General features: G+C 73.1%; 16 protein-coding genes. 12 read left to right on the top strand and 4 right to left on the bottom strand.

All coding sequences use genetic code 11. The features are described from left to right. Positions 1-5: 5 nt before the first annotated feature. From O7607_RS22820 to O7607_RS22830, 3 genes are read right to left on the bottom strand one after another with little or no spacing between them, the layout of a single operon-like run. Positions 6-1,271 (bottom strand): aminotransferase family protein, encoded by a 1,266-nt coding sequence (locus tag O7607_RS22820; RefSeq protein ID WP_269705213.1) that lies wholly within the window; start codon positions 1,269-1,271, stop codon positions 6-8. A 46-nt stretch (positions 1,272-1,317) separates the two neighbouring features. Then, positions 1,318-1,581, bottom strand: coding sequence for a phosphopantetheine-binding protein (locus tag O7607_RS22825; protein ID WP_269705214.1), 264 nt, complete (start codon positions 1,579-1,581; stop codon positions 1,318-1,320). Next, positions 1,578-8,423, bottom strand: coding sequence for a non-ribosomal peptide synthetase (locus tag O7607_RS22830; RefSeq protein ID WP_269705215.1), 6,846 nt, complete (start codon positions 8,421-8,423; stop codon positions 1,578-1,580). The genes O7607_RS22825 and O7607_RS22830 overlap by 4 nt, the downstream gene beginning before the upstream one ends. Before the next feature lie 135 nt (positions 8,424-8,558). Here O7607_RS22830 and O7607_RS22835 point away from each other — a divergent pair, with 135 nt between their 5' ends. Genes O7607_RS22835 through fabG (O7607_RS22855) form a run of 5 tightly spaced genes read left to right on the top strand, consistent with a single transcriptional unit; the run spans position 8,559 to position 12,882 of the window. Next, a complete protein-coding gene (locus O7607_RS22835; RefSeq protein ID WP_269705216.1) occupies positions 8,559-9,683 on the top strand; it encodes an acyl-CoA dehydrogenase family protein in 1,125 nt (374 codons plus the stop codon). A 1-nt stretch (position 9,684) separates the two neighbouring features. Then, complete coding sequence (locus O7607_RS22840) at positions 9,685-10,590, top strand: acyl-CoA dehydrogenase family protein (protein WP_269705217.1); 906 nt, start codon at positions 9,685-9,687, stop codon at positions 10,588-10,590. Further along, positions 10,587-11,348 (top strand): 3-oxoacyl-ACP reductase FabG, encoded by a 762-nt coding sequence (gene fabG / locus O7607_RS22845; RefSeq protein WP_269705218.1) that lies wholly within the window; start codon positions 10,587-10,589, stop codon positions 11,346-11,348. The genes O7607_RS22840 and fabG (O7607_RS22845) overlap by 4 nt, the downstream gene beginning before the upstream one ends. Before the next feature lie 27 nt (positions 11,349-11,375). Beyond that, a complete protein-coding gene (locus O7607_RS22850; RefSeq protein WP_269705219.1) occupies positions 11,376-12,119 on the top strand; it encodes a glucose 1-dehydrogenase in 744 nt (247 codons plus the stop codon). Further along, positions 12,106-12,882: a 3-oxoacyl-ACP reductase FabG gene (gene fabG / locus O7607_RS22855; protein WP_269705220.1), complete on the top strand. Its 777-nt coding sequence runs from the start codon at positions 12,106-12,108 to the stop codon at positions 12,880-12,882. Before O7607_RS22850 ends, fabG (O7607_RS22855) begins: the two co-directional genes overlap by 14 nt. Here the strand turns inward: fabG (O7607_RS22855) and O7607_RS22860 are convergent. After that, entirely contained in the window at positions 12,860-14,767 is a 1,908-nt protein-coding gene (locus tag O7607_RS22860; RefSeq protein ID WP_269705221.1) for a B12-binding domain-containing radical SAM protein, read from the bottom strand. The two genes, fabG (O7607_RS22855) and O7607_RS22860, sit on opposite strands and share 23 nt — an antisense overlap. Before the next feature lie 171 nt (positions 14,768-14,938). On the opposite strand from O7607_RS22860, the gene O7607_RS22865 reads away from it, so the two are divergent. From O7607_RS22865 to argC, 7 genes are read left to right on the top strand one after another with little or no spacing between them, the layout of a single operon-like run. Continuing rightward, positions 14,939-15,967: a M20/M25/M40 family metallo-hydrolase gene (locus tag O7607_RS22865; RefSeq protein WP_269705222.1), complete on the top strand. Its 1,029-nt coding sequence runs from the start codon at positions 14,939-14,941 to the stop codon at positions 15,965-15,967. Between the two features lie 5 nt (positions 15,968-15,972). Next, positions 15,973-16,827, top strand: coding sequence for a lysine biosynthesis protein LysX (gene lysX, locus O7607_RS22870; RefSeq protein WP_269705223.1), 855 nt, complete (start codon positions 15,973-15,975; stop codon positions 16,825-16,827). Positions 16,828-16,858: 31 nt separating this feature from the next. Next, positions 16,859-18,181, top strand: coding sequence for a DegT/DnrJ/EryC1/StrS family aminotransferase (locus tag O7607_RS22875; RefSeq protein ID WP_269705224.1), 1,323 nt, complete (start codon positions 16,859-16,861; stop codon positions 18,179-18,181). Further along, a complete protein-coding gene (locus O7607_RS22880; protein ID WP_269705225.1) occupies positions 18,178-19,011 on the top strand; it encodes a transketolase in 834 nt (277 codons plus the stop codon). Before O7607_RS22875 ends, O7607_RS22880 begins: the two co-directional genes overlap by 4 nt. After that, positions 19,008-19,970, top strand: coding sequence for a transketolase family protein (locus O7607_RS22885; RefSeq protein WP_269705226.1), 963 nt, complete (start codon positions 19,008-19,010; stop codon positions 19,968-19,970). The genes O7607_RS22880 and O7607_RS22885 overlap by 4 nt, the downstream gene beginning before the upstream one ends. Positions 19,971-20,017: 47 nt before the next feature. Beyond that, positions 20,018-20,188 carry a lysine biosynthesis protein LysW gene (locus tag O7607_RS22890; RefSeq protein ID WP_269705227.1) on the top strand — a complete coding sequence of 57 codons (171 nt, stop codon included), beginning with the start codon at positions 20,018-20,020 and terminating at the stop codon, positions 20,186-20,188. Next, positions 20,185-21,222 (top strand): N-acetyl-gamma-glutamyl-phosphate reductase, encoded by a 1,038-nt coding sequence (argC, locus tag O7607_RS22895; protein WP_269705228.1) that lies wholly within the window; start codon positions 20,185-20,187, stop codon positions 21,220-21,222. Before O7607_RS22890 ends, argC begins: the two co-directional genes overlap by 4 nt.

Raw genomic sequence — 21,222 nt, forward strand, 5'->3', positions numbered from 1 at the left:
GCGGCTCAGAACAGGACGGCGATGTCGTCCAACGCCAGGTCCAGGGCGAGCAGGATTTCGTCGATCTCGGCGGGCTCGATGATCAGCGGTGGAATGATCATGATCGCCGGCCACAGCGCGAGCGTGGAGACGAGAACCCCGCGCGCCTCCATCGCCAGCCGGAGATGATTGGTGGCCGCCTCCTCGACCGGCTTTCCGTCAGAGTGGCCCAGCTCGACCGCGTACATCAAGCCGGAGCCCCGGACCGCGGTGATCCGTGGGTGTCGCGAGGACAGCGCGAGCAGGCCCGCGTGCAGCTGTTCACCGCGCGCCGTCACATTGTCCAGCAGGCCTTCCTTGGCCAACGTCTCGATCACCGCGATGGAGGCGGCCAGCGCCAGTGGGTGGCCGTCGTTGGTGGAACCGATGAAGAACTGCCGGGTGTAGGGCAGGTCGTAGAGCTGCGCGAAGATCTCGTCCGACAGCACGACTGCGGCGAGCGGCGCGTACCCGGAGGTCAGTCCCTTACCGAGCAGGAGGATGTCGGAGTCGACGTCCAGTTGCCCGGTGCGGGTGAATGCGCCGGTGCGCCCCATGCCGGTGGTCACCTCGTCCACGACGAAGTGGATCCCTCGCGCGCGGCAGAACGCGGCCAGCGAGCGCAGGTAGTCTGCGCCGAGAACGTGGCCGCCCTCGCCGACGATCGGCTCCACCACCACCGCGGCGACCCGCTCGGGCCCGTAGTCCTCGATGGTGCGCTCCAGGTCGCTGCGCGATCCGTCACCCATCGGCTCGAACGGGCCGGGCGCGTGGCGCACGTCCGGCAGCAGTGGTCCGGCCTGCCGGTGGACGTAGGGCAGGCCGGTGAGCGCGCCACCGGCGGCGCCGAGTCCGTGGAAGCCACGCCACATGCCGAATACCGCCGTCCGGTCCGGCTGGCCGGCCGCCCGGTGCAGGAACCGGGACAGCAACATCGCCGTCTCGTTCGCCTGGGAGCCGTTGCTGCAGTACCGAACCTTCTTCAGATTCGGCGGAAGGTGCGGGAGAAGGGCGTTGGCGGCCGTCACCGCGATCTCTGCCGGCCGGCCGTAGCCGATCAGATTGGCGTACGGGAGCGCGTCGACCTGCCGCTTGATCGCTTCGCGGACGGCCGGGTGGTCGTAGCCGAGGGTGACGTTCCACAGCCCGGACCGGGCGTCCAGGAACCACCGCCCGCCACTGTCGCGCACCCGGACCCCGCGCCCCTCGGTCAGCATGACCGACGGGGACAGGGTCTTCAGGTACGCGTTCATCGCCGGACTGTTCCACAACGGATAGTCGTCCGCTTCGATCACCGGCTCAGCCCTTCTGCGCGACCAACTCGTCGATCGCCTTGGCCAGCTCGACCGCGGTCGGGTTCTCGAAGATCAGCATGAGCGGTAGTTCGACCGCGAACTCCTCGCGCAGCTTGTAGGTGGACAGCGTGGCCGACATCGAGTTGCCGCCGATGGCGAAGAAGTCGTCGTCGCCGGCGATGCTGTCCCTCTTCAGAACGCCGGACCAGATCCGCAGCACGGTCTGCTCGGTACCGGCACCGGGGCCGGCGGTCGGTTCGGTGGTCATGGGTGTCCTCCTGCGGCATGGTTGGTATGGGTTGGTCTCTCCGGGCTCGCCAGGACGGTGTCCAGGAGTGCCCGGTAGCTCTCGGCGAACGCCGCGACCGTGGTCGCGTCGTACAGGTCGGTGCTGAACTCGACGGTGCCGTCGACCCCGTCGTCGCCGCGCACGACCGTCACATCGAGATCGAACTTGACTGTTCCGTTGTGGACCTCGACGGTCTCGGCCTCGATGCCCGGCAGGTCGAGCCCGCGCCCGCGGTCGTCACGCACCGAGAAGATCACCTGGAACAACGGGGAATGATTCGGTCCGCGGGTGGGGTTGAGGCCCTCCACCACGGCCTCGAAGGGCACGTCCTGATGGGCGAAGGCGGCGAGCGTGACCTCCTGAACCCGGCGCAGCGCGGCGGCGAACGCCGGGTCGCCGCCCAGGTCGACCCGCAGCACCACGGTGTTGGCGAAGAACCCGATGAGCGGGGCGGTCTCCGGGCGCAGGCGCCCGGACACCGGCGTCCCGATTGCCAGGTCGCTCGCCCCGCTGGCCTCGGCCAGCACGGTGAACAGCGCGGTGACCAGCACCATGAACTCGGTGACCCGGTGCTGCCGGGCGAACTCGGCGAGCCGGACCGCCCCGGCCGCGGGCAGCACCGGGAAGCGCAGCTGGTCACCGCGGCCGGAGGGGCGGCGCGGCCGGGACCGGTCGGGCGGCAGTGTCACCAGCGGGACCCCGGCCAACTGCCGCCGCCAGTAGGCCAGGTCGGACGGGCGGGTGGCGGGGACGATGTCACGGGCCTGGGCCGGCAGTGGCGGCAGCGGCCGACCGAGGTAACCGGCGCGCAGTTCGTCCCACAGCACGCCGACCGACCAGCCGTCGAACGCCGCATGGTGCACGGTCAGCGCCAGCAGGTGCTCACGGGGCGCGACGCGGACCAGGCGCACCCGGATCAACGGCCCGGTCGCGAGCGGGATCGGCTCTGCCGCGTCCGAGGCGGCCGCCTTCTCGGCGACCCGGCGGGCCTCGGCCAGTGGCCGGTCCGACACGTCGTCGACGACCGGCGCCACACACCCCGGCTCGCGGACCCGCTGGACCGGCCCGTGCTCGTCCTCCAGCACGAAGGCCGAGCGCAGTACCTCGTGCCGCGTGACCGTCCGGGTCACCGCGGCGCAAAGTGCCTCGACATCGAGTTCGCCGCTCAGGCGGACGACCAGCGGTACGTTGTAGGCGGGCACACCGGGCCGTAGCTGGTCCAGGAACCAGAGCGCGCGCTGGCCGGGCGTCAGCGGCGCCGGACGGCCGCCGGGAACGCGTGCCACCGCCGGCCCGGCCGGGACCGGGTCGGCGTGCCGCCGGTCGAGTTTGGCCGCGAGCTCCGCCACGGTCGGATGCCGGAACACCGTGATCAGCGGCAGCTCCACCCCGAACGCGTCGCCGACCAGGGCGGCCATCCGTGTCGCCAGCAGCGAGTTGCCACCGACGGCGAAGAAGTCGTCGCGGGCGCCCACCCGATCGCGGCCGAGGACCCGCGACCACACCTCGGCCACGCGGATCTCGGCCCCCGTGCGCGGCGGCAAGTGTTCTGCCGTCCGGTCGACGTCCTGCCCGCGGCGGCGCAGCGCCTCGCGGTCCACCTTGCCGGTGGTGGTCAGCGGCAGCGCGTCGGTGCGAATCCAGGCGGTGGGCACCATGAAGGACGGCAGCCGTTCTCGCAGGTGGGCAACCAGCACGGCCGGCTCCTCGGCCGTCACCACGTGCGCGACCAGCTCGGTCGTCAGCCCGTCGCCGCGGGGAAGGACGAACGAGTCATGCACGGCCTGATGCCGGTTCAGCTCGGCTACGATCTCACCCGGCTCGATCCGAAACCCGCGTATCTTGAGCTGGTCGTCGACCCGGCCGAGGAACTCCAGCACGCCATCCGTGGTCCACCGGACGAGATCGCCGGTCCGGTAGAGCCGCTCGCCGGGCGCCCCGAACGGGTCCGCGACGAACCGTTCGGCCGTCCGGCCCGACTGCCCGTGGTAGCCGCGCGCCAGGCCGGCGCCGCCGATGTACAGCTCACCGGCGATGCCGGCCGGCACGTGCCGCAGCCGCACGTCCAGGACGTGGACGCGGGTGCCACCGATCGGCCGTCCGATCGGTATCGAGGTCGCGTCGGTGGTGGCGGCCACCGGGTGGGTGGTGGCGAAGGTCGTGGTCTCGGTCGGCCCGTACCCGTTGACGATGAGCAGGTGCGGATGCGCGGCCGCGAGCCGTCGGATGTGCGGGACGGACAACGCCTCACCGCCGGTGATCAGCAGCCGCAGGGGAGCCAGGGCGGCTGGGACCGTGTCGACGACGAGATTGGTGAGCGCTGCGGTGAGCCACAGCACGCTCACCGCCTCGCGGCGTAGCAGCTCGCCCAGCCCTCCCGGGTCGACCGCGCCGGGCGGGTGGACCACCAGCCGGCCACCGTGGCTGAGCGGCGCCCAGACCTCCAGCGTGGACGCGTCGAACGCCACCGGCGCGAGCATCAGGAACGTGTCCTCGGCGCCGATGCGAAGCTGGTCGAGACCGCGCACCAGCCGGGTCACCGCGCGGTGCGGCACCGCCACGCCCTTGGGTCGGCCGGTGGAGCCGGAGGTGTACATGAGGTAGGCGAGATCATCCGGGTCGGGCCGAGCCGGGGGAGCGTCCGTGAGGAAGCCGGGCTCCTCCGTGGGCGGCTCGTCGAGCAGGATCTGAGGCGTCCCGTCGGGCAGCACGCCGGCCAGTGACCGCTCCGTGACCACCACCGCCGCACCACTGTCGGCCAGCATGAACCCGACCCGGGCCGGCGGGTAGGTCGGCTCGATCGGCACGTAGGCCGCGCCCGACTTCAGGACGGCCAGCAGCGTGACGATCAAGTCCGCGCCCCGGTTCAGGCAGACGCCGACCCGGCGGCCCGGGCCGACCCCGTCCCGGTGCAGCCGCTGGGACAGCCGGTGCGCCGCGGCGTCGAGTTCGCCGTAGGTCAGCGTGCGCCCCACGTCCACCACGGCGACCGCGTCTGGTCGGGCCGCGGCGTGCGCCGCGACCAGCACGTCGACCGTCGGCGCGGCGACCTCTCCGAGACCGCTACCGGCGACGAGCAGCTCGTCGCGCTCGGCGGCGGAGAGCAGCCCGAGCCGGGAAATCCGCTGATCCGGCCGGGCTAACCCGTCGGCCAGCAGCGTGCGGTAGTGCCCGGCCACCCGGACCGCGGTCGACCGGTCGAACAGGGCGGTCCGGTAGACGAGGCTGCCGGTGAGCCGGCCGTCGGCACCCTCCTGCACCACCAGGGACAGGTCGAACTGGCTGGCCGGGGCGGCGACCGGCACCGGTCGGGTGCGCAGGCCGGCCAGTCGTAGGCGGGCGCCCGGCTCCTCATAGCTCTGGAAGGTGACCTGGAAGAGTGGGTTGCGGCCCAGGTCGCGCGCCGGTTCGAGGTGCTCCACCAGCCGCTCGAACGGAAGCTCCTGGTGCGCGAACGCGGACAGCGCGGTGTCCTTGACCGCGTCGAGCAGGTCGCGGAACGTCGGGTCGGCCGTGCAGTCCTGGCGCAGCACCACCATGTTCGCGATGAGCCCGACGGTCCGGTCGAGTTCCGGTCGGCTGCGGTTGGCGACCGGTGTGCCGATGACCACGTCGCCGGTACGCGAGTATCGGGCGAGCAACGCCACGAATGCGGTGAGCAGCGTCACGAACAGCGTGGTGCCCGCCTCGCGGCTGATCGCCCGGGCCCGCTCGGTCACCTCTGCCGCCACCTCGAAGCGCACGGTGTCGCCGCCGTGGTGTGGCACCGTCGGCCTGGGACGGTCCAGCGGCAGCTCGACGGTGGGCGGGAGGCCGGCGAGTCGTTCGCGCCAGTAGGCCAGCTGGTCGTCCAGCGCGCCGCTGGCCAGCCGTTCCCGTTCCCACCAGGCGAAGTCGGCGTACCGTGCGTCCGGCGCCGGGAGGGCCGCGTCGGCCGCCAGGTATTCGTGGCTGAGCTCCTCGAAGAGCACCTCGGTGGACCGGGCGTCCGAGGCCAGGTGGTGGACCACGAGGCAGAGCACGTGCTCGTGGGCGCCGAGCCGGATCAGGGCGACCCGCATCAGCCGCCCGGCGCCCAGGTCGAACGGCCGGGACCACAGCTCGCGCAGCACCTCCGGCAACCGGTCGACGTCGGCCAGCTCGACCTGCTCCCAGTCCAACGAGCCGGTGGGATCCACCCGGAGCGAAGGGATCCCGTCCTGGACGGTGATCCGCGTGCGCAGCATCTCGTGCCGACGGACCAGGGACTCGGCCGCCCGCCGCAGCGCCCGCGGATCGAGCGGCCCCAGCATGAGGTGGGCCTCCAGCACGTGGAAGGCCGCCGGGTCCGCGCCGAGCCGGTCGAGGAACCAGAGCCCGCGCTGCCCGGCCGACAGCGGCACCTCCGCCCCCTCGGGGGCCCGGACCAGACGGCCGGTGTCCGCACCCGTGCCGACCAGTGTGGACAACGTCGCCGGGGTCGGCTCCCGCAGGAACCGCAGGACCGGCACGTCGACCCCGAGCTCCTGACGTACGCGGTTCAGCAGGCGGATGACCTGCAGGCTCGTACCGCCGGCGGCGAAGAAGTCGGCGGTCTCGGCCGGCTCCGGCAGTGGTTGTCGCAGGCACTCCTCGAACAACCGAAGGACGGTGGCGGCGATGCCGTCGGCCGGCCCGGCCGTCGACGGCGCGGCGGCCTGGGCGGGGGAGGCCGACGCCAGCGCGGTCCGGTCGATCTTCCCGTTGACGTTGAGAGGAATCGCGGCCACCTGGACGAGCCGGCCGGGCACCATGTACCCGGGCAGGCGCTCGCCGAGGTGGCGGCGCAGTGCGGCCACGTCCAGGTGCCGGTCGGCCACCAGATAGGCGGAGAGCCGTTCGTTGGCGAGGTCGGCCACGGCCCGGCGGACGCCCGGGTACGCAGCCAGCGCGGCCTCGATCTCGCCCAGCTCGACCCGCTGACCGTGCACCTTGGCCTGGCGGTCGCGGCGACCCACGAAGATCAACTCGCCGGCCCCGTCCTGGCGGACCAGGTCGCCGGTGCGGTAGAGCCGGGCTCCGGGCGGCCCGAACGGGTCGGCGACGAACGCCGCCGCGGTCGCTGCCGGATCGCCCAGGTAACCGCGGGCCAGGCCGGCGCCGCCCAGATAGAGTTCGCCGATCGCGCCCAGCGGCACCGGTCGTAACCGACCGTCGAGTACGTGGGCCCGGTGCTGGTCGACGGGCCGGCCGATCGGCGGCGCGGACCGCAGCTGGGCGGGACAGTCGTGGTAGATGACGCCGATGGTTGCCTCGGTCGGTCCGTACCCGTTCACGACCCGCCGCCGCGCCGTCCGCCAGCGGGCGACCAGCGACGCCGGGAACGCCTCACCGCCGACCGAGGCGATGCGCAGATCCGGGAAGCGGTCGGCGTCCATCGACTCCATCAGGGCCGGTGGCAACTCGGCCACGGTGATCCGGTCGCGTTCGAGCACACGCGACAACTCCTCGAGGGAGAGCCGCTGCGCATCGTCGACCGGCCAGACCGAGGCGCCGGTGAGCAGCGCGGTGAACACCTCCTGCACCCACACGTCGAAGCCGGGGGAGGCGTACTGCAGGATGCGGTCCGCCGGCGTCAGGGCGAAGAGCCGGGCCATCGCCCGCACGAAGTTGACGACCGGAGCGTGGGGCACGACCACGCCCTTCGGCGTGCCGGTGCTGCCGGAGGTGTGGATGACGTACGCCGCGTTGCGCGCGTCGACCGGCCCGGCCGGTCGAGCGTCGTCGGCAGCGGCGATCTGCCCCGCGTCGGTGTCGAGGTCGACCACCGGCCGGCCGGCCAGCTGCGCGGCCAGCCGGCCGTCGGTGACGGTGGTCTTCACGGCGGCCCGGTCGAGCAGCGCCGAGACCCGGGCGGGCGGAGTGTCCGGGTCGAGCGGGACCCAGGCCGCGCCGGCGTAGAGCACGCCGAGGCAGGCGATCACCCAGCGCGGGTCGCCACGGCCGATCAGTATGCCGATCCGGTCCTCGGGGCCGGCCGCGACCGTGGCGTGCAGGTACTGGCCCAACCGGCGGGCCTCGGTGGCCAGCCGGGCGTAGCTGAGCGGGCCGACGGCCGGGTGGTCGGGATGGCGAGCGACGGTCGCCTCGAACAGGTCCACCAGCGTGCCCCCGTCGGACGGCTGCGTGGCCCCGGTCCATGGCGGCACCTCGCTCGGCCCGGGCAGTGGCACCTCGAGAACCGGGGTGTCGGGCTGTTGCTCGAGGGTGCGCGCGCAGTGGCGCAGGAACCGGACGACGGTGTCGTGGTCGTGCCGGTCGGCGTCGAACTCGGCCGTCAGCCGGCCGGCGGCCGGGAGCGCCTCGATGACCAAGCCGTCGGCGATCCCGTCGTCGAGCAGGTCGCCGGGCGTCCGCAGCCGTACGGTCACCGGCCGGGGGGTCGTACCGGGTGCCGGGGCCACGTCGGTCAGCCGGGCGGCGATCGTGGCCAGCGTGTCGCCCCGCTCGATCGTCACGTCCAGTCCGCCGCGCACGGCCCGGCCACCGGTGCGGCGGACCAGCCCGATCGCGACCCGTGGCCACCCGGTGTACCGGCTCAGTGTGGCGACCACCGCCGCGAGCAGCGGACCGGGATCGGTGCCGGCGGGAATCGCCGTCACGCAGCGCATCCGGCGCGGTGGCGGCGCGGGGCCGGTCGCGGTTGCCTCGGGAAAGCGGGTGGGCCGGTCCGCCGTGGTGGCCGCTCTGGTGGGGCCGGGCGGTGGCGCGGCGATGGCGTGGATCCGGCAGAGGAACGCGTCGCGCCTGCTCGCCAGCGAGTCGCGCGCTGGTGGCGCCGCCCGCTTGATGACGCGAGACATCCCGCCCGGTCTCCTCCCCGCAGAAGACAACACAGGGAGTCTATCCCGCCGCTCAGGTCACCATCTACCTCCGCAAATATTTACATTATTGCTATGATCGGCGGGCGACGTCGACGGGGGAATAGGCGGTGGCGCATGGACTTCAGCCCCACGGCCTCGGACGTGGAGTTCCGCGACCGGGTCCGCGCCGTCCTCGCGGCGCCGGAGGCGATCGAGCTTCTCGCCGACCTCGCCCACCCCGACCCCGGTGAGCGCGACGAGCGGCCGCTCTATCGGTTCCTCGGCGCGGCGGGCCTGCTGGCCCCGCACTGGCCCCGAGGCTACGGCGGCGGTGGTGGCGACGCGCGGTGCGGCGTCATCGCCCTCGAGGAGCTGATGCGGGCCGGCATCCCGGACACCCTGCTGGTCAACAGCATCCTGACGGTTGGTCAGTTGATCCTGTCGTGCGGCCGCGACGACCAGCGCGACGACCTGCTGCCGCGGCTCGCGCGCGGCGAGATCTTCGCCAGCATCCTTTACACCGAGCCCGGCGCCGGCTCCGACCTCGGCGCCTTGACCACGGCCGCCGAGCCGGTGACCGACGGGTTCCGGATCACCGGCAGCAAGGCGTTCAACCTGAGCGAACGCTGCGACGTCGGGCTGTGTGCGGCCCGCACCTCGCCCGCCTCGACCCGGTACGACGGTCTCAGCCTCTTCCTGGTCGACCTCCGCGCGCCCGGCGTCCGGATCGAACGGATGCCGAGCCTACCCGACGAGCAGTTCACCCTCGTCCACCTCGACGGCGTCGCGGTCGACCAGGCCGCCCTGATCGGCGCACTCGACGACGGGTTCGCGCTGCTGACCCGCGCGCTCGCGTTCGAGCGCACCGGCTTCGACTTCGCGCTGCGCGCCGCCCGCTGGTTCGACCTGGCCGGTCGGGCCACCCCTGACGATCCCGACGAACTGGAGCGGACCGGACGCTACGGTGCCGGGGTGGCCGCCGCCCGGCTGCTGGCCTGGCAGGCCTCGCTGGCTGTCGCAGGCGGCGATGCCGACCCGACGCGGGCTCCGGTCGCCAAGTGGTACGGCAGCGAACTCGCCGCCGCTGTCGCGACGTGGGCGCTGTCGCGGCACGGCCTCGACGACGACGGACGGCTCCCGGTCGACGTCGACCGGGCCTACCGGGAGGCGCCGGGCCTCACGCTGGCCGGCGGCACCTCCGAGATGATGCTGCGCACGTTGGCCGAGCAGTTGACCGATGCCGTGGCGGCGGAAGGCTGACATGGATCTCGAGCTCGACCCGGATCAGCTGGCCCTCGGCCGGGCGGTGGGCGGGGAGCTGGACCGGTTCGGCGACGACCAGCTCCCGGGCCCGGTCCACGACCGCCTCGCCGGCCTGCAGCTGTACGCGCTGGAGGCCCCGGCCGCCGCCGGCGGCCTGGAGCTGGGGCTGGGGTATGCCGTTGTGGTCTGCGACGAGCTGGGCCGCCGGGTCGCGCCGGACGGGTACCGCGCCGCCGCGCTCCTCCTCGACCTACTCGGCGGCCAGGACGCGGCGCTGGCCCGGGACCGGGGTGCGGCGGTCGTCGCCGGCACGGTGCGGGTGGCGCTGTCGGGCGGCACGGACGACGCCGACGTGGTGGTGGCGGTGGACGGCGCGGGCGCGTTGCGGGCGGTGCATCGGCGGTCGGGCGCCCTCTGGGCCGAGGTCGCCGGCACCGGCCCGGCCGGCCGGCCGCCCCGTCCGCTGTACCGGGCCCGGGTGCGGCAGGCCGCCTACCTGTCCGGGTTGGCGGCCCGGGCGCATCGGCTGGCGGTCGAGCGGGCGGCCCAGCGCCACCAGTTCGGGCAGGCCCTGCTGAGCCACCAGGCGATCGCCTTCTCGCTGGCCCGGCAGCTCGCGCACTTGAGAGCCGCGCGACTGCTGGTGCACGAGGCGGCCTGGCGTGACGACACCGGGGCGCCGGCCGGGCTGGCCGCCACCCGCGCGCTGGCCTACGCGAGTGAGCTGGCCCTCGAGATCACGGCCGCAGCGGTGCACGTGCACGGCGCGCTCGGCCTGACCGGATCGGCGCCGGTCCACCGGTACTACCGGGCGGCGGCCGTGGAAGCGCTGCGGTTCGGTCGCCCGGCCGAGCTGTGGCGTGCCGCTGGCCGGTGGGAGCGGTCGGCAGAGGAGGCAGGATGAGCACAGCAGCGAGGGTCGCGGTGGTGACCGGCGGTGGACGCGGCATCGGTGCCGCGACCGCGGTTCGGCTGGCCGAGGACGGACACGCGGTGGCCGTCGTGGACCGCGACGCCGAGGCGTGCGCGGAGGTCGCGGCGCGGATCGCCGCCGCCGGTGGGCGGGCACTCGGGATCGCCGCCGACGTCAGCGATCACGGGGACGTCACGGCCGCGGTCGCCCGGATCGCGGACGAACTCGGCCCGCCGGTCATCCTGGTCAACAACGCCGGCCTGACCCGGGACGCGCCAATCGAGGAGCTGACCGAGGACGACTGGGACGAGGTGATGGCAACCAACCTGCGTGGCGCCTTCCTCGTCACCCGCGAGGTCCGCCCGCATCTCGGTGGCGAGCGGTGGGGCCGGATCGTCAACATCTCCAGCATGGCCGCGCTCGGCACCCGCAACCAGGCGAACTACTGCGCGGCCAAGGCCGGCATCCAGGGCCTCACCAGGGCACTGGCTTTGGAACTCGGCCCCGAGGGCATCACGGTCAACGCGGTGGCCCCCGGGTACATCGCGACGCAGATGACCGCGACGAACGCGGCGAACCTTGGGGTCAGCTTCGACAAGCTGCAACGCGTGGTGGCCGCGCAGACGCCGTTGCGCCGGGTCGGCCAGCCCGAGGACGTCGCCTGCGCCGTCGCGTTCCTGGTCAGTGAGGGGGCCGGCTTCATCACCGGGCAGGTGATCGCGGTCTCCGGCGGCCTGATGCCGGGCTGAGCGGCCCAGGAGGGAACGGTGGAGCGGATGAACGGAATCCTCAGCGGACAGACGGCGCTGGTAACCGGCGGCTCGCGGGGCATCGGGCGAGCCGTCGTGCAACGGCTGGCCCGCGACGGCGCCGCGGTCGCCTTCAGCTACCGCACCCGCGAGGACCTGGCCGACCAGCTCGTCGCCGAACTCACCGAGGCGGGCGCCCGGGCCTGCGCGATCCGCGTCGATCTGACCGACCTGACCGCTGTCCGTGGCCTGTTCGCCGCGGCCGAGGAGCGCCTGGGAGGCCTGGACATGCTAGTCAACAACGCGGGGGAGACACGGGTCGCGAGTATCGCGGACAGCACCGAGGAGGATTTCGACCGTCTCATGGCGGTGAACGTCAAGGCGGCATTCTTCCTGATCCAGGAGGCGGCCCGCCGGATGCGCCGGGGCGGCCGCATCGTGAACATCTCCTCAACCAACACCGTGCTCCACGCGCCCGGCATCGCCCTCTACGCGGCGAGCAAGGCGGCCCTCGAGCAGCTCACCCTGGTCGCCGCGCGGGAGCTGTCATTACGGAGGATCACCGTCAACACGGTCTCGCCGGGCCCGGTGGACACCGACATGCTGCGCGCCTCGCAGCCGGTGGAGGCGTTGGACATGGCCGCCGCGATGACGCCGCTGCGCCGGCTGGGCCAGCCGGCCGACGTGGCCGACGTGGTCGCGTTCCTGGTCGGGTCGGACGCCCGATGGCTGACCGGGCAGAACCTGCGGGCCGCCGGTGGCCTCGCCTGATGCCGGCCCGCCGCAGCGGGTCGCGATCGTCACCGGCGCGGCCCGGGGCATCGGCGCCGCCACCGCCGCGCGGCTGGCGGCCGACGGCCTCGCGGTGGCGGTCCTCGACGTCGATGCGGCCGGTTGCGCCCAGGTCGTCGCGGACATCACGGTGCGCGGTGGCCGGGCGCTGCCGGTGCCGGGCGACGTGACGGACCCGGTCCAGGTGCGCGCCGCCGTCGCTGCCGTCGCCGAGCGGCTCGGGCCACCCACCGTCGTGGTCAACAACGCCGGAGTGATCCGGGACGGCCCGCTGGCCGAGATGACCGACGACGACTGGGACGTCGTCCAGGCGGTCAACCTGCGCGCGGCGTACCTGATGTGCCGGGAGGTTCGCCCCTACCTGGTGGGCGGTACGGGCGGCCGGATCGTCACCCTGTCCAGCGTGGCCGCCGTGCTGGGCAACCGCGACCAGGCGAACTACGCGGCGGCGAAGGCCGGCGTGCTGGGGCTGGTGCGCGGGCTTGCCCTGGAACTCGGGCCGTTCGGGGTGACCGTGAACGCGGTCGGACCGGGCTACATCACGACCGAGATGACGCGGGCGGCGGCCGGCCGGCTCGGCGTCGACTTCACGGAGCTGCAGCGGATGGTCGCGGCGCAGACGCCCGTCCGCCGGGTGGGCCGGCCGGAGGACGTCGCCCACGCCGTCGCGTTCCTGGTGAGCCCGGACGCCGGCTACATCACCGGCGAGGTGCTGCACGTCAATGGCGGGGTGTTTCGCTGAGCGTCGCCGCGGGCGTCCACTCCGGCAGCATCTCCCGCAGGTGCAGCGTCATGCCCTGGCAGTAGGAGATGTTGTCGTCGAGCGTGCGGTGCCGCAGGTAGGGCAGCTTGTGGCGGACCGGGTGGCGCAGCAGCAGTGGCCCGTCGACCGCCCGGCCGCCCATGTCGAGCTCGCTGAGCAGGCTGCCGACCAGCTCCGGGGTGGTGACCTCGAACCCGTCGTCGCGAGGGCGCACGTCCAACTCGGTGAACGGGTAGTCGGGCATGGCCGGGGTTTCCCGGTAGATGTACGGGCGGGCCAGGAGGTCCAGCTCGAACATGGCGCGAGCGTCGGCGTCGGACCAGAACGGCTGTGTGCGTACGAAGTCGGTCAGCAGCCGGGTGAAGTGGTCGCGTTCCGCGTGCAGCGTCAGGTGCGCCAGCCGGCCACCGTTGAGCAGGTAGTAGTTGCCCAGCCCATGCACCGACTCGTCGATGAACCGGCAGATCGGCGAGTCCGCCACCCGCCCGGCAAAGTAGCGGGCGGCCTCGGCGTAGAGGTCTCCGAAGGTGATCTGGCCGCTGCGATCCAGGTGATTCGCCAGGTAGTAGAGGCCGCGGAGGCTGTACAGCGCGTGGACCGCGTAGTAGAGGGCGGACCCCTCGTGATAGTCGTCCTCGGTGACCCACCTGGTCCCGACCACGATGTCGGCCTCGGCCACGACATCGTCCACCCGGCGCAGACTGATCCCGTAGCGCTCCCGGTTCTCGTAGATCGGGGTGTTGTGCAGCAACATCTGCGGATACACCAGGATGGTGTCGGCACGGGCGCGGGCGAGCGCGGTGATGCCCTCGCGGAACGACGCAACGGTCTCGCCGGGCAGCGGCCAGATCATCTCGATGTACGAGCTGATGTTCTGCTCGCGCAGCGTGCGTTGCAGGGCGGTGTAGGTCTCGGCGCGGATGTTGCTGCGATCGATGAGCTTCAGCACGCCGGAGTCCATCGTCTGCAACGAGATCGGCTGGCTGGTCAGCATGCCGCCCTGGACCAGCAGCTTGGTGATCTCGGCAACCCGCTCGGGCTTGTTCTTGGCCGCGTTCATCGAGATCACCATCGGGAACCCGGTGCGCTCGCGGCACGCCAGCATGTGCCGGGTGAACTCGACGTCGCGCGGGGCCATGCCCCAGTTGGCATCGGCGAGGAAGATCGTCACGCAGCCGGTCTCGCTCATCCACGTGATGTCGTCCAGCACCCGCTCGGTCTCGAACCGGTTGACCTTCGCGTTGGTGGCCGCGCCCCAGAAACAGAACCCGCAGTTGTATGGGCAGCCACGGTTGGTCTCCAGGATCGCGAACGTGTACTTCCCCGGCTCGTAGAGCCCGCTGGTGTACGGCGACGGGATCTCGGAGAGTTCCTTGATGCGCTCGGGCCGTTCGGTGGTGACCAGTTCGTCGTCCCGCCAGAAGCTGATTCCCGGCACCGCGGACAGGTCCGGCTCGTCGTTCAGCAGCTCCCGCAGGTAACGCTGGAAAGTCTTCTCGCCTTCGCCGTTGCAGACGACCACGTTGGGCAGCCGATCGGGCACGTACTCGTGGGCGTGGCTCATCACCTGCGGACCGCCCAGGATGCACCGGGCGTCCGGCCGGCGCGCGAGCAACTCCGCGAGCAGCCAGCGGACCAGGCCCATGTTCCACACGTAGCAGCTGAAGCCGTAGACGGCGCTGTTTAGGGCGACGAGATCGGCGAGCACCGCGTCCCGGTCGAGGGTCACCGGACCGTCGTAGATCCGGAACTCGTAGCCCGAGTCGACCTCGGGATCGAGCCGGGCGTAGCCGCACAGGTAGCCAGAGGCCAACGGAACGATCTTCTCGAAGGCCGTCAGCTCGACCAGCGTGACCATCTTCATCGCGTATTACCCCGCCCCCGTCGGCCGGTCCCCGTAGCCCCTACGTTAGCGGCCGTCGATGGGAGAGTCCATTGGCGAACGCCACTGTACGATCGGGGATCACCACGGCTCGCGCAGGCGATGGGGGAGGTCGTGACAGTACGGGTCACACCGGCGACGGTGCTTCGCCGCATGGTGGAGATCTACTCTCCGACCGGTGCCGAGGACGAGTTGGCCGACTACGTCGTGCGGGTGGCCCGGCAACTGGGCCTGGCGGCGCACCGCGACGAGGCGGGCAACGCGGTGGCGGTCGCGGGCGACGCCGGGCCGACCGTGATGATGCTCGGCCATCTGGACACCGTGCCCGGCCGGCTGCCCGTGTGCGAGCGCGAGGGCGTGCTGTACGGCCGGGGCGCGGTCGACGCGAAGGGCGCGCTGGCCGCCATGCTCTGGGCGGCGGCCGGGTCGCTCCGCGCCGGCACGCACCGGGTGGCCGTGGTCGGCGCGGTCGGCGAGGAGGGCGACTCGCCCGGTGCCCGGCACCTGCTGACGGGCCCGCGCCCGGACGCGGTGATCGTGGGCGAGCCGAGCGGATACGACACCGTCGTGGTCGGCTACAAGGGAATCCTGCGGCTGCGGCTGGAGGTGACGCGTCCCCCCGTGCACAGCAGCCGCCCGGACGCCAAGGCGATCGAGGTCGCGGCCGACTTCTGGCAGGACGCGCGGGCCTGGCTGTCCGCCCGGCACCCGACCGGCAGCGCTTTCCACCGGGCCATCCCGACCCTGGTCGGGCTGCACGGCGACGCGCGGCGCGCGACCCTGCGCCTGTCCTGCCGTACGCCGCCCGGCTTCGACGTCGAGGCGGCCCTCGGCTGGCTGCGCGAGCGGGCCGCCGGCGACCGGCTCACCGTGGTCGAGCGGATGCCGGCGGTTCGGTCCTCCCGGGCCGACCCGGTGGCGTCGGCGCTGGCCGGCGCGATCCGGGACCGGGTCCGTCCACCGGCAACCAGGCTGAAGCTCGGCACCTGCGACATGAACGTGGTCGCCCCGGCCTGGTCGGTGCCGATCGCGGCCTACGGCCCGGGCGACGCGCGACTCGACCACACCGAGGAGGAGCGCATCGACCTGGCCGAGTTCACCGCGTCGATCGGGGTGCTGGCCGATGCGGCGGGTCGGGTCGCCCGCGCGGTGGCCCACGACCGGGCGGGCGGACCGTGGTGACGCCGGTGCTGGCCCTGCTGGCGTCGCGGATCCGGGCCGAGGAGAAGTGGCTCATGGCCGCGCTCGACCAACGCCGGGTCGCGTTCGACCCGCTCGATCCCCGACGGCTGACGTTCCGTCACGAGTCCACCGGGCCGGCCGACCGCCCGCCCTACCGGGTCGCGTTCCTTCGGGAGATCTCCCACCACCGCGCGCTCTACGCCGCCCGCCTGCTCGAACACGCCGGCGTGCCGGTGGTCAACCCGTCCCAGGCGGTGGCGGTCTGCGGCGACAAGGTACAGACGACGCTCGCCCTGCGCGCCGCCGGCGTACCGACACCGCGCGGCATGGTCGCACTCACCACCGAGGCGGCGCTGGCCGCGCTCGACGAATTCGGCTACCCGTGCGTGGTGAAGCCGCTGGTCGGCTCCTGGGGGCGGCTGGTCGCCCGGTTGGACGGCCCGGAGGTGGCCCGAGCCGTGCTGGAGCACCGCGCCGCACTGCCCAACCCCCAGCACGCCATCACCTACGTGCAGGAGTACGTGGACAAGCCGGGCCGCGACATCCGTGGCCTGGTCGCCGGCGACGAGGTGATCGGCGCGGTGTACCGGGTCGCGGCCGACTGGCGTACCAACACGGCCGGCTCGGCCGTGACCCGTCCGTGCCCGCTCGACGACGAGCTCGACCGCCTGCTGCGGGCCGCAGCCGCGGCGATCGGGCCGGGGTTCTACGGCATCGACGTGATGGAGGACCGGGACGGCCGCCGCTACGTCAACGAGATCAACCACACGCCCGAGTTCCGCGGCGCGGCCGAGGTCCTGGGCACCGACGTGGCCGTCCGCTACGTCGACTACGTGACGAGCCTGCTGCCACCGGACTGAGTCCGATCCGGCGAACGCGACGGGGGGTGTGATGGACCGGCTGGCGATGTTCGGTGGAAGCCGGACGGTCGTGCTGGACGACGCCGATCGAGACCGGCTCGCCTGGCCGATCGTGACCGACGCCGAGCGCGGCGCGGTCGGCCGCGTGCTGGACGGTGGTGGCTTCACGAGCGTCGGCCGCGGCGCGGCTGAGGTGGAGAGCCTGGAACGGGAGTGGGCGGAGTTCACCGGAGCCGAACACTGCGCGGCGGTCTCCTCCGGTACCGCCGCCCTGGAACTGGCCCTGGCCGCAGCGGACCTGCCTCCCGGCGCCGAGGTGGTGGTCCCCGCGCTGTCGTTCGTCGCCACCGCGTCCGCACCGGCTCAGCGGCTGCTGGTGCCGGTGTTCGCCGACATCGATCCGGTGACCTACACGCTCGACCCGGCTGCGGTGGCGGCCGCGATCACCCCGCGGACCGCCGCGATCGTCGCCGTCCACCTGCACGGGCTGCCGTGCGACATGGCAGCGCTGCGCGCGCTGGCCGACCGGCACGGGCTCTTTCTGCTGGAGGACGCCGCACAGGCGCACGGCGCAACATGGGCCGGCCGGAACGTCGGCACGCTCGGCGACGCCGCCGCGTTCAGCCTCAACGCCAGCAAGAACCTACCGACCTGCGGCGAAGGTGGCCTGGTCACCACGGGCGACCCGGTGCTGAACGAGCGGCTCGGGCGGCTGCGCCAGTTCGGCGAGCGGCCGGCCGGCGGCGGACCTCGGCGCTACATCTCCGAGGAGATCGCCGGCAACGCGAAGCTGGCGGCCGTGCAGGCCGCGTTCGCGCGGTGCCAACTCGCCCGGTTCGCCGAGCGGCGGGCCGCGCGAGCGGCGCAGGTCGCGGCGCTGCTGGACCGGCTGGCCGCGCTTCCTGGGCTGGTGGTTCCCGAGTGCCCACCGGACCGGACCCACGCGTGGCACATGCTGCGGCTGCGGATCGACCCGGCGGCGGCCGGCCACGCCGGGTTGGATGCCGGCGCGCTGCGGGCGATCCTGCAGCGAGCGTTGCGGGCCGAGGGTGTGCCGGTCCAGCCCTACCAGTCGTTGCCGCTGCCCGGCCAGCCCGCACTGCGGGACCACGCCGCGCCGGGCGGCTACCCGTGGCGACTGCCCGGGGTGTCGCAGCGACCGTACCGCGCTGAGGACCACCCGGTGACCGTCGCCCTCATCGACCGGTCGTTCACGCTGCAGCGCTGGCACCTCAACCCGGCTGCCGGGCCGGTGTTGCGACGCTGCGCGGACGCGTTCGAGAAGGTGTGGCACCACCTCGACCGGCTGGCCACGGTGGCCGCGTTGCGACGCACGGTCGAGGTGGCCCGGTGACCGCGGCGCCCGACCCGCTGCGGGCGGTGGCCGCGCGGGTCCGCCGTACCGTGCTGGACATCGCGGCCACCGAGCACGGCACGCACGTCGGTGGCAGCCTGTCCGCCGTGGACCTGCTCGTCCTTCTGTACGCCGAGGTGCTGCGGGTGCGACCGCGGGAGCCGGACTGGCCGGACCGGGACTGGTTCGTGCTGAGCAAGGGGCACGCCAGCGCCGCGCTGTACGCGGTGCTCGCCGAGCACGGGTACTTCCCACCGGAGGAGTGCCTGACCTACGGGCGACCGGGCAGCCGGCTGGCCGGGCATCCGCTGGCCAAGGTGCCGGGCGTGGACTTCCCGACCGGCTCGCTCGGACACGGGCTGTCACTGGCCACCGGCGTGGCGCTCGCGGCCAAGCGGACCGGCCGGCCGGCCCGGGCGTTCGTCCTGCTCGGCGACGGGGAGCTGCAGGAGGGTTCGAACTGGGAGGGGATCATGTCCGCGCCCGCATTCGGCCTGGACAACCTGGTGGCCATCGTGGACCGGAATCACTGGCAGATCACCGGCCGCACCGAGGACCGCATCCCGCTGGAGCCGCTGGCCGAGCGCTGGCGCAGCTTCGGCTGGACCTGCGAGGAGGTCGACGGCCACGACTTCGGCGCGTTGCGGGCGGCCATGGCCGGCGTTCCCCGGGTAGCGGCACGGCCGACCGTGCTCATCGCCCGGACCGTCAAGGGCCGCGGCGTACCGATGTTCGAGGACCGGGGAAAGAGCCACTACGTCCGGCTGACGCCGGCGCTGTACCAGCGGGCCCTGGCCGGGCTGCGGTCCCGGGAGCGGGACGCCTCGTGACCACGCCGGCACCAGCCACCCGCGACGTGTACCGCCGGACGCTGCTCGACCTGGCCCGCCGCGATCCGCGGATCTTCTGCGTGGACTCCGACATGGGCGGGCTCGAGGACACGTTCGGCGCCGAGCTGCCCGGGCAGTACGTCAACGTCGGCATCGCCGAGGCCAATCTGATGGGCGTCTGCGCCGGCCTGGCCGCGGCCGGCCTCATCCCGTTCGCCAACACGATGAGCGGGTTCGCCCTGTGGCGCGCCGGTGAGCAGTTGCGTAGCGACATCGCGGCCAACAACCTGCCGGTGCGGGTGGTGGTCACCCACGCCGGGCTGTCGGCCGGCCACTACGGCCCGTCGCACCACGCGCTGGACGACCTCGCGGTCGCCCGCACGCTGCCGAACCTTACGCTGGTGGCGCCGGCCGACGCGGTGGAGACCGAGCACGCCGTCCGGGCTGCGGTCGACCACCCCGGACCGGTGTTCATCCGGCTCGGCCGGGCCGCCACCCCCGCCGTCCACTCCCGCCCGTACCGGTTCGAGCTGGGCGTGGCCGTCGAACTCGCCGCAGGCGACGACGTCGCGATCATCGCGGCGGCCCCACGGCCGGTCGGTGTCGCGCTCGCCGCCCGCGACGAACTGGCGCGGGCTGGCGTCGCCGCGCGGGTGCTGGACATGCACACCGTCAAGCCCGTCGACCGCGCGGCGGTCGTGCGCGCCGCCCGACAGACCGCCGGCATCGTCACCGTCGAGGATCACCTGACGACCGGCGGGCTCGGCGGCGCGGTGTGTGAGGTCGTCTGCGCCGAACAGCCCTGTCGGGTGACCCGGATCGGGGCGGCGGAATCCTATCTGGACGCCGTCGCCGACGAGGAGACGTTGCTGGCCGTGGCCGGCATCACCGTTGAGCGGGTCACCGAGGCGGCCCGCGAACTGCTCGGGCACCGGGCCCGATCGGTCACCCTGCGATGAGGACCACCGGTATCAGGACGCCCCTACGGGCGGAAGGAGCAACGATCATGGTGCAGACCACGTGCCCGACCTGCGAGAGCGACGTCGTGCTGCAGGATTCGGTGGTGCCCAACGAGATAGTCGAGTGCGCGGAGTGCCGGTCGGAGCTGGAGGTGCTGAGCGTGGCGCCGCTGGTGCTCGCGCAGGCCCCGGAGATCGAGGAGGACTGGGGCGAGTGACGGGCGGTGACCTGCGGATCGGGATCGTCGGCGCCTCGGGTTACCTGGGCGGCGAGCTCCTGCGCCTGCTGCTCGACCATCCCCGGGTGGCGGTGACCGGCGCGGTGTCCCGGCGGCTGGCCGGGCGGCGGGTCGACGGCCCGCACCCCCACCTGCGAGGGCTGACGGACCTCGCCTTCGTCGATCCGGCTCGGCTGCCCGCCTGCGACGTGGTGTTCCTGTCCACGCCGCACCGGGAGACGATGAAGCTGCTACCCGAGTTCGTCGACCGGGCTCCCACCCTGATCGACCTCAGCGGCGACTTTCGGCTGACCGACCCGGCCCGGTACGAGCGCTACTACGGCGTCCCGCACACGTCGCCGGAGCTGCTCGGCGCGTTCGTGCCCGGATACCCGGAACGGTGCCGCGCCGAGTTGGGCGGCGCGGACCGGATCAGCGTGCCCGGCTGCATGGCCAACGCGGCCGTGCTGGCGTTACTGCCGCTGGCCGACGCCGGGCTGGTGGCCGGCCCCGTCACGGTCGACGGCCGGGTGGGTTCCAGCGGTGCCGGCGCGGGCGCGGGGGCCGTCAACACGCACGCCGAGCGCAGCGGCGCTATGCGGGTCTTCGCACCCGTGTCGCACCGGCACGAGACGGAGATCGCGCAGGCCACCGGCCTGTCGGTGGCGATGAGCGCGTCCGGCATGCCGACCGTGCGCGGCGTGCAGGTGGTGTGCCGCGTCGGGTTGACTGCCCCGGTACGCGAGGTCGACGTGCGGCGGCTGTACCGGGACCGTTACCGGGACGAGCCGTTCGTTCGGGTGGTCGCCGAACGACGGGGACCGCACCGGCTGCCCGAGCCGAAGATCCTGCTGGGCTCCAACTTCTGCGATGTCGGCTTCGCACTCGGCGTCGACGGCCGTGAGCTGGTCGCGGTGGCCGCCCTGGACAACCTCATGAAGGGCGGTGCCGGCAACGCCGTGCAGTGCCTCAACATCCGGATGGGCTGGCCGGAGCGGCTCGGCCTGGCCTTCCCCGGCCTGCACCCGGTCTGA

This window comes from Micromonospora sp. WMMA1949, assembly GCF_027460145.1.
GTDB lineage: Bacteria > Actinomycetota > Actinomycetes > Mycobacteriales > Micromonosporaceae > Micromonospora.